This window comes from Bradyrhizobium sp. CCBAU 53351 (assembly GCF_015291745.1).
GTDB lineage: Bacteria > Pseudomonadota > Alphaproteobacteria > Rhizobiales > Xanthobacteraceae > Bradyrhizobium.
The window spans coordinates 3,225,895-3,237,295 of sequence record NZ_CP030059.1; the positions used below are offsets into that span (position 1 = coordinate 3,225,895).

Annotated in this window: 8 protein-coding genes; 5 read left to right on the plus strand and 3 right to left on the minus strand. The window is 67.1% G+C overall.

The features are described 5' to 3' along the window. Positions 1 to 47 precede the first annotated feature (47 nt). On the plus strand, positions 48 to 869 hold the full coding sequence (locus XH83_RS15035; protein WP_194407731.1) for an N-acyl homoserine lactonase family protein: 822 nt from the start codon (positions 48 to 50) through the stop codon (positions 867 to 869). A gap of 7 nt (positions 870 to 876) precedes the next feature. Here the strand turns inward: XH83_RS15035 and XH83_RS15040 are convergent, their stop codons facing one another. Both XH83_RS15040 and XH83_RS15045 read right to left on the minus strand, forming a co-directional pair. Continuing rightward, entirely contained in the window at positions 877 to 1,068 is a 192-nt protein-coding gene (locus XH83_RS15040) for a hypothetical protein (protein ID WP_194407732.1), read from the minus strand. A 31-nt stretch (positions 1,069 to 1,099) separates the two neighbouring features. Continuing rightward, on the minus strand, positions 1,100 to 2,257 hold the full coding sequence (locus XH83_RS15045) for an MFS transporter (RefSeq protein WP_194408272.1): 1,158 nt from the start codon (positions 2,255 to 2,257) through the stop codon (positions 1,100 to 1,102). A 173-nt stretch (positions 2,258 to 2,430) separates the two neighbouring features. Here XH83_RS15045 and XH83_RS15050 point away from each other — a divergent pair, with 173 nt between their 5' ends. Next, on the plus strand, positions 2,431 to 3,690 hold the full coding sequence (locus XH83_RS15050; protein ID WP_194407733.1) for an adenylate/guanylate cyclase domain-containing protein: 1,260 nt from the start codon (positions 2,431 to 2,433) through the stop codon (positions 3,688 to 3,690). On the opposite strand, the gene XH83_RS15055 is transcribed toward XH83_RS15050, so the two are convergent. Then, positions 3,687 to 4,931, minus strand: coding sequence for an MFS transporter (locus tag XH83_RS15055; RefSeq protein ID WP_194407734.1), 1,245 nt, complete (start codon positions 4,929 to 4,931; stop codon positions 3,687 to 3,689). The two genes, XH83_RS15050 and XH83_RS15055, sit on opposite strands and share 4 nt — an antisense overlap. A gap of 168 nt (positions 4,932 to 5,099) precedes the next feature. Here XH83_RS15055 and XH83_RS15060 point away from each other — a divergent pair, with 168 nt between their 5' ends. From XH83_RS15060 to XH83_RS15070, 3 genes are all read left to right on the plus strand, one after another. Continuing rightward, positions 5,100 to 6,452: an Nramp family divalent metal transporter gene (locus tag XH83_RS15060; protein ID WP_194407735.1), complete on the plus strand. Its 1,353-nt coding sequence runs from the start codon at positions 5,100 to 5,102 to the stop codon at positions 6,450 to 6,452. Between the two features lie 546 nt (positions 6,453 to 6,998). Further along, the gene (locus XH83_RS15065; RefSeq protein ID WP_246776468.1) at positions 6,999 to 10,112 is read left to right on the plus strand and encodes an adenylate/guanylate cyclase domain-containing protein; all 3,114 of its coding nucleotides are present in this window, start codon (positions 6,999 to 7,001) and stop codon (positions 10,110 to 10,112) included. After that, complete coding sequence (locus XH83_RS15070) at positions 10,109 to 11,395, plus strand: cytochrome P450 (RefSeq protein WP_194407737.1); 1,287 nt, start codon at positions 10,109 to 10,111, stop codon at positions 11,393 to 11,395. Before XH83_RS15065 ends, XH83_RS15070 begins: the two co-directional genes overlap by 4 nt. Positions 11,396 to 11,401 lie beyond the last annotated feature (6 nt).

Here is an 11,401-nt window from a genome sequence, read left to right on the forward strand (position 1 = left end):
ACGTTGATGCCAAGTCGCGGCCTCGTGGCCGCCAGGGAGGACCAAGGATGCGCAGGACCAAGCTCGCTCTCGCCATTGCCGCACTGGCGCTGTCAGGCCCGGCGGCGCTCGCGCAATCGGCCGGCGTCGAAAAGCTCTACGTGCTCAATTGCGGGGAGGGCACCGCGGGCGACATCTCGCGCTGGACGCCCGGGCTGAACGAAGGCAAGACGATGGACTTCGTCGACAGTTGCTATCTGATCAAGCACGCCAAGGGCTGGTTCCTGTGGGACACCGGCATCGCCGATGCCGTCGCCGCGATGCCGAATGGTCTTGCGCCCGCCGATCCCAAGGCCGTGACCTGGCGCCGGCCGAAGACGCTTGCCGCCCAGCTCGAGCAGCTCGGCGTGAAGCCCGACGACGTCAAGGCCATGGCGGTCTCGCACACCCATCCGGACCATACCGGCAATGTGGAGCTGTTTCCGCAATCGATGCTCTACGTGCAGAAGGCCGAATATGACTGGCCCGGCGCCAACAATTCGCCGCGCTTCAAGCCCTCGCACCCCGTCGAGTTGCTCACCGGCGACAAGGACGTTTTCGGCGACGGCAGCATGACCATCCTGTCGACGCCCGGCCACACGCCCGGGCACCAGTCGCTGCTGGTGAAACTGCCCAAGACCGGCGCGGTGGTGCTGTCCGGTGACGCCGTGCACTTCAGGGATAATTGGGACAATCGCCGCGTCCCCGGCATGAACGTCGACAAGGGCCAGACCACGGCTTCGATGCAGAAGATCGCCGACACTCTGGCCAAGGAGAAGGCGCAGCTCTGGATCAACCACGACAAGGCCCAGCGCGACAGCCAGAAGATGGCGCCGGAGTTTTACGATTAGCGGTGGATCAGCCTTTCGGCGCGGTCACGCCCGGCGGGCTCGCTTCCGGCGTCTTCTTCGGCTTCAGCGTGCCGGCGTAGAACGAGAGCAGCCAGACCAGGAGGACGGCGAGGAGGTAGACGCCCCAGGCCTGCGGCGGCGTGGTTGCCCAGCGCAACAGGCCTTTGAAGGTGCGGGGCGGATCGTTGTCGTCGCTCATGGCCCGCTTGTGCGCGAAAGCTCGGGGCCGGTCAATCCGGCCGCGGCCTGGTGCGGATCAGGAACAGCGCGGCCAGCGCCGAAAGGCTGAGCGCGGAGGAGACGATCAGCACCTTGGCGCCCATGAGGTCGATCAAGAGGCCGAAGGCCAGCGGCGCCACCGCCTGCGCCATGCGTGCGGGAGCGCCGATGATGCCGAGACGGTAGCCGAAGTCCTTCGGACCGAAGATCGACAGCGGCAGCGTGCCGCGCGCGATCGTCAGGATGCCGTTGCCCGAGCCGTGGAACAGCGCGAACGCGCTCGCCGCGGCGCCGCCGAAGATCGCCACGATCACCGCGCCAATCGGGTGGGTGAGGCAGGCAAGCCGCGTCGACCACAGCGGATGGAAGCGGCTGAGGAAGCCGGCCTCCAGCATGCGTGCACCGACTTGCGCCGGGCCGATCAGCGCGCCGGCGGCGATGGCCTCGGCGGGCGTCGCGCCTGTCGTCTCCAGGATTCGCGGGAAATGCGCGGCCATGGCGCCGGTGACGGTCCAGACCGCCGCGAAGATGAAGGCGAGCAGCAGCATGGTGCGGTCGAGCGGCAGATGCGGCTTCTCGGCGGTCGCCGCCGCCTGCCTGGCGCCCTTGATCGCCGGCAGCACGAAGAAGTTGAGCGGCAGGCCGATCAGGATATTGGCGGCCGCCCAGGCAAAGCAGGTCTCGCGCCAGCCGATATGGGCGAGGCCCCAGGCGGTGAGCGGCCAGCCGACGGTGGAGGCAAACCCCGCCATCAGCGTGATGCCGGTGATGGGCCGGCGCGCCTCGGTGCCGTAGATCCGCCCCAGCGCGGCGAAGGCGGCGTCGTAGAGGCCCATCGCCATGCCGACGCCGAGCACAAGCCAGGCGATCGCCATGACCGCGACGGACTGCGAGACGCCGAGCAACACGAGGCCGGCCGCGATGGTGAGGTTCGAGACCGACAGCACCTGCCGGCCGCCGACGAGATCGATCTGCCGCCCGATGCGCGGGCCGAGCATCGCCGAGATCACCAGCGAAGCCGAGAACGCGCCGAAGATCCAGTTGGAGGAGACGCCGAGGTCGCGCGCCATGGGATCGGCGAGCAGGGCCGGCAGATAATAGCTCGAGGCCCAGGCCAGCGTCTGCGTGGTGCCGAGCGCCAGGATGATCGGAAGCTGGCGCTGGCTCATTCGCGCGTACTTTCGATTCTGGCCGACGAAATCATCATTGCCGGCATTTGCCGTCCGTGCGGCGAGGGCGTCAACCGCAACCTCGGCATATTCGATCTGCACGGGACGGGGAGCCTTGCGCGCGTGCCCGGCTTGCGCCTTTCGCTCGTCACGAATGCACGCCATAATGGCGCATGCAAACAGCTTCGCGCCTTTCATTGATGAACTGGATCGCCAGCCAGGGGCTCACGGGTCTGCCCGAGCAGGAACTGCTCCGCGGCTTTTGCGAGCGCTGCTGCGACGAAGGGCTGGACCTGTCGCGCGGGCTCGTGATCATCGACACGCTGCATCCGATCTACGAGGGCCGCGCGTTCCGCTGGAGCGATACGCCGAGCAACGAGAGCGACGTCATCGAGTACGGCTCGACGGCGGAGGGCGACGCCGCCACGAACTGGCGCCGCTCGGTGTTCTATCATTTGCTCGAGCACGGCAACGACGAGATGGTGATCGATCTCGCCGAGGCGCCGTCGCTCGATTTCTCGCAGATCGGCGACCTCGCCGAAAACGGCCACCGGCACTTCCTGGCTTTCGTGCACCGCTTCGGCGAGAGCGGAGCGCTCGGACAGATGGACTGCCTCTATTCCTATTGGACGACGCGGCGGGACGACGGCTTCACCGAAGCCGAACTGGCCGCGCTGCGCGATCTCGTGCCGGTGCTCGGGCTCGCGATCAAGTCGGCACAGCAGGTCGACATCGTGCGCACTTTGGGGCGCGTCTATCTCGGCCGCGACGCCTCCGAGCAGGTGCTGCGCGGGCGCATCTCGCGCGGCGTCACCGAGCGCATCAATGCCGTGCTCTGGTACTCGGACCTGCGCGGCTCGACCGGGATCAGCGAAAGCATCGGCCCCGACGAGATCATCCCGTTCCTCAACGACTATGCGCAGGCCGTGATTGACCCGATCCACGAGGCCGGCGGCGATGTGCTCAAGCTGATCGGCGACGGCGTCCTCGCGATGTTCTGGGGCGAGGACATGGCGGATGCGCGCCGTGCCGCGCTGCGCGCCGAGCACTTGTTCCGCAAGAATATCGCGGCGCTCAATGCGCGCCGGGCGGCGGAGGGGCGTCCGACCACGTCGGCCTATATCGGCCTGCATGTCGGGCAGGTCTTCTACGGCAATATCGGCAGCGAGGACCGGCTCGATTTCACCGTGGTCGGTCCGACGGTGAACGAGGTCAGCCGCATCGCCTCGATGAGCCGCTCGGTCGACCGCGAGCTGCTGGCGTCATCGGAGTTCTACAAGGGCCTCGACGCCGCCGGGCGGCGCTATCTCGTCTCCACCGGCCGCTACGCACTGCGCGGCATCGGCCGCGCGCAGGATCTCTACACGCTCGACCCCGATGTCGACGCGAGCGAGCCGGTGACGGGGAGCTACGAGCGGTATCTGGCGAACTAGCACCGCGCCGCCACCTCATCCCCCACCATCTCGGGCTGCCGGTCCAGCGCCACGGCCGGCGACAGCCAGATCACCAGCGCCTGCACGCCGAACACGGCCGCCGCCAAGTAGAGGCAAGCTTCCGCGCTCCATAGCCCGCCGACGATCGCGCCCAGTCCCGAACCGAGCGGGCGCGCGCCGTAGCTCATGATGTTGATGGCGGAGACGCGGCCCAGAAGGCGCGGCGGCGTCACCGATTGGCGCAGCGTCGTGGTCGAGATCACCCACAGGATCGGCCCGACGCCAAGCAGGAAGAAGCTCAAACCCGCCAGCCAAGGCGAGGGGACCAGCACGGTCAACGCCATGACCATCGCGGCAATGAAGCCGGTGACGGGGCCGAGGCCGACCACGGTGCCGAAGCTGATACGCTGCATCACGCGGGTGGCGAGCAGCGCGCCGATCACCATGCCGACGCCGTACATTGTCAGCACTGTGCCGACGCCCGCGGCGGTGAGGCCGAGATGGCGCACGGCGTAGGGCACGAACACGGCGATCTGCAGGAACCAGCCGGTGTTGAAGATGAACTGGGTGATGAACACCGGACGCAGCAGCGGATGGTGAAACACGAAGGCCGCGCCTTCGCGGATGTCCTGGAACGGATGGCGGCGCGGCGCCGGCGCGCGGGCGGGCTCGAAGATGCCTGAGAGCAGCACCACGGCGATGGCCGAGAGCGCCGCGGCGAAGCCGAAGGCCGGGCTCGCGCCCCACCAGCCCACCAGCGCGCCGCCAAGCGCAGGGCCGCTGGCAAAGGCGATGGTGCGCGCCAGCTCGATCCGCGCATTCGCCGCCGGCAGCAGCTCGGCACTCACCAGCGAGGGCACCAGCGCCGGTGCGGCCACGCTGTAGACCACGGTGCCGCACACCGCGGCGAAGCCGAGCAGCGCCAGCAGCGGCAGATTGAGCGCGCCGAGCGCGAGCAGCAGCACGATGGTCGCGAGCGCCACGGCCCGCAGCGCCTCGGCTCCCGCCATCAGCGAGCGGCGTGAGATCCGGTCGGCGAGCAGGCCGGCGGGAATCGCGAACAGCACGAAGGGCAGGGTCAAAGCGGTCTGCAACAGGCCGGTCTGGCCTTCCGCGACCCCGAGCGTGAGCACCGCGACGATGGGGGCGGCGGCCAAGGCGATCTGCTCGGCCGACTGCGCGGCGAGGTTGGACCAGGCGAGCCGGGCAAAGGTGTCGGGGAGGCGGGGCGGGTTTGACATGGCTCATTTCCTGCAAAGTCGGGTTGGCGCCAGTATCCGGCCCCGGCGGCCGCCAAACCCACCCGCTTCCCGACAGGGCGGCGAATAACGGCCCGGAACGGGAACCCCTGCCACTAGATGCAGTTGCAAATGAGTTGCAATAAGCCTCGACTTCGGTATTCTCGCCCCATGGATGCCCGATCGCCTGATTTGACGCGCGACACCGCCGGCTGGCGCACTGACGCGCCCGCCACCAAGAGCCTCGCCGAGGTCAACGCCACGGTTGCCATTCCGGCCGCGGGCCGCTGGTGGCGCCGGCTGCTCGCTTTCGTCGGCCCGGGCTATCTCGTCTCCGTCGGCTACATGGACCCCGGCAATTGGGCGACCGACCTCGCCGGTGGCTCGAAGTTCGGCTACACGCTGCTCTCCGTCATCCTGCTCTCGAATTTGATGGCGATCCTGCTGCAGTCGCTGGCGGCACGGCTCGGCATCGTCACCGACCGCGACCTCGCGCAGGCCTGCCGCGCCACCTATTCGCCGGCGACGAACTTCCTGCTCTGGCTGGCCTGCGAGGCGGCGATCATCGCCTGCGATCTCGCCGAGGTCATCGGCACCGCGATCGCGCTCAAGCTTCTGTTCGGCATTCCCCTGATCGGCGGCGCACTGCTCGCGGCGCTCGATGCCTTCCTGCTGCTGCTCCTGATGAACCGCGGCTTCCGCTTCCTCGAAGCCTTCGTCATCGCGCTGCTGGCGGTGATCGCGGTCTGCTTCGCGGTCCAGGTCGCCGCCGCCGCGCCGCCGGTGGCGGAGGTGCTGCACGGCTTCATGCCGAGAAGCGAGATCTTTACCAACCCCGAGATGCTCTACATCGCGATCGGCATCATCGGCGCGACCGTGATGCCGCACAATCTCTATCTGCACTCCTCGATCGTGCAGACGCGCGCCTATGAGCGCAACGACGAAGGCCGCCGCGAGGCGATCAAATGGGCGACGACGGATTCGACCATCGCCCTGATGCTGGCGCTGTTCATCAACGCCGCCATCCTGGTCGTCGCAGCTGCGACCTTCCACAAAAGCGGCCATTCGGATGTCGCCGAGATCGGACAAGCCTTCGAGCTGTTGTCGCCGCTGCTGGGTCTCGGCATCGCCTCGACGCTGTTCGCGGTAGCGCTGCTCGCCTCGGGCCTGAACTCGACGGTGACGGCGACGCTCGCCGGCCAGATCGTGATGGAGGGCTTCCTCGATCTGCGCCTGCCGAGCTGGGCGCGCCGCCTGCTCACGCGCGGCATCGCCATCGTCCCCGTGATCGTCGTCACCGCGATCTATGGCGAGCGCGGCACGGCGGATCTGCTGGTGTTCAGCCAGGTCGTGCTGTCGATGCAATTGCCCTTCGCCGTCATCCCGCTGGTCCGCTTCGTCTCCGACCGCCGCAAGATGGGCAAGTTCGCGATTCCCACCTACGTCGCCGCGATCGCGTGGATCGTCGCGGGCGTGATCGTGATCCTGAACCTCAAGCTGTTGTCCGACACATTGTTCGGGTGAGGGCAGGCGCTATCGCTCCGTCTGTCCGGAGCGGCCCATGACGAGCCGCCCTTGCGCGAGCTCGGTCCGGCAATTTCGGAAAAGCCGCGCCATGCGAGGGCCGACGGCTCCGGTCGCGAGCCGGCGAACTACCGCTTTTCAATCGGTGCGAAGAGGGTATACTACCTTCAATTGCTGCGGGGCCGCGTATTACTGACAGGCCATATTATGACATTACGTTTTTCAGGATTGATTTTTCTCCCCGCGGGATAATCGGCGGTCCCGCGCCGGAGTAAGTGCGCCGATCCGCATTTTCTCCGGTTACGTCTATGAGTTGTGCGCGACGTCGGCGCGCGGAGCCGGTGGCGAGACCACTGGCTTGATGGATTGATTTTGACTGCGCGGGTTCACGTCCTAGGGGACGGTGATCAAGCCAGAATGCGTTGATTGCTGCGTTGATATCATTGATGAGCGTGTACTGCCGTGACCAAGTGTCCCGCATGTTCAGCCCGTGTTACTCGCGAGCATCGCTTCTGCTCTCAATGCGGCGCGCGCCTCGATCACGCCGTGGAGCAGCCCTCCGGTCCATCACTTGCCAGCATCGTCGACCGCGAGGCGCGGGTTGTTCCGCTGCACGATCATGCGACGGTTCGGTCACAGATGCTGACCGAGAACAAGCAGGTCAGCGTCCTCTTTGTCGACGTCTGCGACTCCACATCACTGCTCCAGCACTCCGACCCCGAGGAATCCCGCAACTATCTCGGCAAGACGCTGAACCATCTGGCTGAAGCGGTCGCGACCTATGGCGGCACGGTGAGCCAGTTGCTCGGCGACGGGCTCGTCGCCTTGTTCGGCGCGCCCGTGGCGCAGGAGGATCACGCCCTGCGGGCGTGCCTTGCCGCTCTCAAGATGCAGAGAGCCAACATTCCCGGCCACGCGGTTCAGGGCGTGGCCAGCCCGATGCTGCGCATCGGCATCAATTCGGGCGAAGTGCTGGTCGGCGTCGTCGGACAATACGGCTGGTCGCATTACGGGGCGGACGGCAAGACGATTCACCTTGCATCGCGGCTCGAAAAGATGGCGGCTCCCGGCGGCATTCTGATCAGTGCCGCGACGCAGCGCCTCGTCGCGCAGCAGATCGACACGCAGCCGGTGGGGACGCGGTCGGTCCGAGGGCTGGACGATCCGGTCGACCTCCATGAGGTCGTGGTCGCCACCGAAAGTTCGGCGGCCGCGCCGCTGACGCGCAAGCAGCGCTGGGCGCCCCTGGTCGGCCGCGAAGATTCCTTGCGGATCCTGGCCGGGGATCTCGACATCGTTCGAACCGGCGCGATGCGAACGATCGGGCTGTGCGGCGATGCGGGGATCGGGAAGTCCCGCCTGATCTCCGACTGGATTGCCGCGCTTGCAAGCCAGGGCATGGAGGTCTGCCTTTCGCAGGCACGAGGTTACGCGAGCGCGCGCGCCTACAGCACCGCCGCGGACCTGATCGCAAGCCTGGCCGGGTTGCCGCAAACAAGCCTGACCGATGCACAATCCGTCAGGCAGACCCTGGCCGCCGAATGGGCCACCGAGGGCGCCGCGCATCTCGCGGCGATCAACGATCTGCTGGGTCTGGCTGCGCCGGACCAGGCTTGGCTGGAGCTCAACCCGGTTCAGCGGCGGCGCCGGATTGGCGACGCGTTGCTGTGGCTCGTGCGCAGGCGCGCCCAAGCGGGCCCCTTCGTGCTCGTGCTCGAAGACGTTTTCCTGGCTGACCGCGAGAGCCGGCGGTTGTTCGAGGCTCTGCTGCCAAAGCTACAGGGACTGCCGATCCTCGTCTGCGTCAGCTATCGACCTGATTTCGACCATCAGTGGCGCCAGGCCCCCTGGTTTGCAGAGCGCATGATCGAGCCGCTCCGCGATGGCGAGATGTTCAGGCTCGCGCGCGCCCTGCTGGGGGATGACCTGTCCGTGCTCGGCGCCATGAACGAATTGGTGGCGCGCGCCGACGGCAATCCCTTCTTCCTGGAGCAACTGGTCATCACGCTGATCGACGACGGATCGCTCGAGGGAACGCCGGGCGCATACCGCCTGCAGCGGCCGCCGGGGGAGCTGCGCGTGCCGGGCTCGATCGCCGCGGTGATCGGCGCGCGCGTCGACAGGCTGCCTGAAGCCGCCAAGTCCGCGCTCGAGGCCGCTGCGATCCTCGGCGACCCCATCACGCGCGAGCTGATCGCCGCGATGCAGGCCGTGGACCTTGGGCGTGCCGAAGAATTGCTGGGCTTGTGCGTTGCATCCGGATTGTTGGCGGGGGCGGATCAGGCGCGCGGTCAGCTCGAGCAGCACGCATTCGCGTTTCGCCATGCATTGGTGCGCGATGTTGTGCTCGGCGCCCTCACGCGCGCTCGTCTCAAGGCGCTGCATCGACAGGCCTTCCTGGCGCTGCATGCGCGGCCGGGGGCGGCTGATGCGGATGTCGCGCCGGCGCTGGCGCACCATGCCTTCAAAGGGGAGGAGTGGGAGCAGGCGGCGAGATTCACCGTCAAGTCGATGGCTCGTGCGATCTCGCGCTCGGCCAATCAGGAAGCCCTTCAACTGTTCGAGAAGGGTCTTCAGGCAGCGCGCCGCGTCGACGACGCCTCGATTGCCCAGACCCTGGAACTCGCGCTTCGCCTGGAAGCCATCGGGGCGATGCTGGCCCTCGGGCAGATCGACGACATCTTCAGCAACATGGAGCGTGCGGAAGCCATCGCGGTGCAGCTGAACGATCAGCGCGCACGAGCGGCGGTGTCGACCGAGACGGCGGTGTTCCTGTGGATGCGCGGACGCTTCGAGCAAGGTCTGCGCTATGCTTCACGGGGGCTCGAGGCGGCCCGCCTCGCGCAGCGCCGCCACATGATGATGGCGGCGCATCAGACCCGCCTGATGAACCTCCACGCGCTCGGTCGATATGCAGAGGCGGCCACGGAAGGCCAGGTTCTGCTCTCCGATTACGGACGGGAGCTGTCGGCGCATGTCGTTCAGCCCGGATGGGCCGCGATCCCCATCATCAATCTCTATGCGTTTCATGCCAGCACGCTCTGGCGGCTGGGAGACAGTGCAACCGCCCACGCGTTCTGTGCCAAGGCCTACGAGATCCTGTCGAACATCGACCATCCCTATTCCCGGCTGCTGATCGACACCGTCCAGTCGCAGATCTGGATCGAGAGCCGGGAGCTCGACAGGGCCGAGCCCTTGATGCGCGCGGGCGTGCAGCAATGCATGACGCACAACGTTCCGACCATGCTTTCGGTTTGTACGGGTGTTCTCGGCAGCGCGCTTGCGCGCAACGACAAGGCCGCCGAGGCGGCGACGATGCTGGAGAAGGGGTTCGCCGATCGCATCTACGCGGCGGCCGGACCCTACGGCAGGACGTTCATGCGCGTGAGCCTGGGCGTCGCCTATCGCAAGCTCGGCCGGCTGGACGATGCGATCGCGGTCGGCCGCAAGGCGGTCGAGGAGGCCGCCGAAGAATACGGCCACCAGACCGAAGCCCTGTACGAGCTTGCTGAGACCTTGCGGCAGGCCGGCGATCTCGCCGGCGCCGAAGCGCATTTCAAGCGGGCCGCCGATGCCGCGGAGCGTCTGGGCATGCCCCACTATCAAAGACAGGCCGCAGCGGCCCTCGCGGATTGGCGGAAGGACGGGTATGCAGCATGAAACTCTCGACCTATGAACCCGACGCGTTGCCGCCGGGAGCACGCAGCCTCTCCTATGGTCTGTTCTGCTGGCTCAATCGCCACATTACGGTCTTGCGTGCGGTCGGTGCAGTGCTTCGGCACTGGCCAGCCATTGGCGGCTGGTTCGGCCTGGCGGCACGCGCCAGTGCGGTCAAGGATGTGCTGACGCGCACGCGCAGCTTCGCCAATACGGCGCATGCGGCCAACATGGTCTCTGGCGACTACCTCATCGGGATGGATCCCGGGCCGACCTATTCGGACGATCGGGACCTGGTCCATGCGCGGTTGGCGGCTCTGAACGTCCCCGCCGATTCCGATGCCGAGGCGCAGCGGCGCATCAAGGCTCTGAGCGTGCGCGGCGCGGGCGGCTTCGACCTGATCGATGAGTATCTGATGTGGGTCGTGTTCCACGCCATGCGGCCGCTGTTCGGCGCGGCAACGGGCGCTGTGGTGGCGGGGTCGGCGGCCGACGCTGCGCAGGGCGATGTCGACGAGGGCTTGCAGCGACAATACATGCTCGAGATCCGCTATGTTGCGGGGCAACTGCTGGCCGGCAGCTTGGCGACGCTCGATCTTCGGCGACGGGCGGAAGCCTGCGGGGATGCGCTGCAGACGCGGATCGATCGCGTGACCGGCCTCATCGGCGCCGCCTGGGGCGTCAAGAGCTCCTCCGCCGACATTGAACGAAACGCGGTCGGTCTTGCCTGGATCTCGCACCCTGTCACCGTCCAGTCGGGCGCTCTCGTCGTCCAGGAGCTTTTGGGACGAACGAAGGTCTACGAGGAGCTGCGATCGAAGGCCGACAAGCTCGGCGAGCCCGCCGTCTGGACCGATCCCGAGTTCCGCAAGATCGTGCGCAACCATGTGCTCGAGCTGATGCGCTTCCGGCCGATCTTTCCGCTGCTGGCGCGCGACGTGCCGCGCGACACGGAAATGAAAACCGGGGCGCGGCACAACGCCGGATGTCCTGGCGGTGGTAAGGTCTCGCTGCTGTCGATCGCAGCGCTGTTCGATCCCAACGCCGTTCCCCAGAGCGGTCGCTTCTGCCCGGAGCGCGATTGGGGCAAGAACGATGCCTTGCGCTATCTCATGTTCGGATACGGCTACCGCCAATGTCCCGCGCGGGATCACGCGGTGGAGATCCTGACCAGCGCGCTGATTGGCCTGCTCACCTTGCCGCGGCTGCAACTGGCGCGCGGTGAAGGCAAGGCCATCGCCTATGACGGGCCGCTGATGCTGTGCATGCGGATGTGTACGACCTGAGTGAGC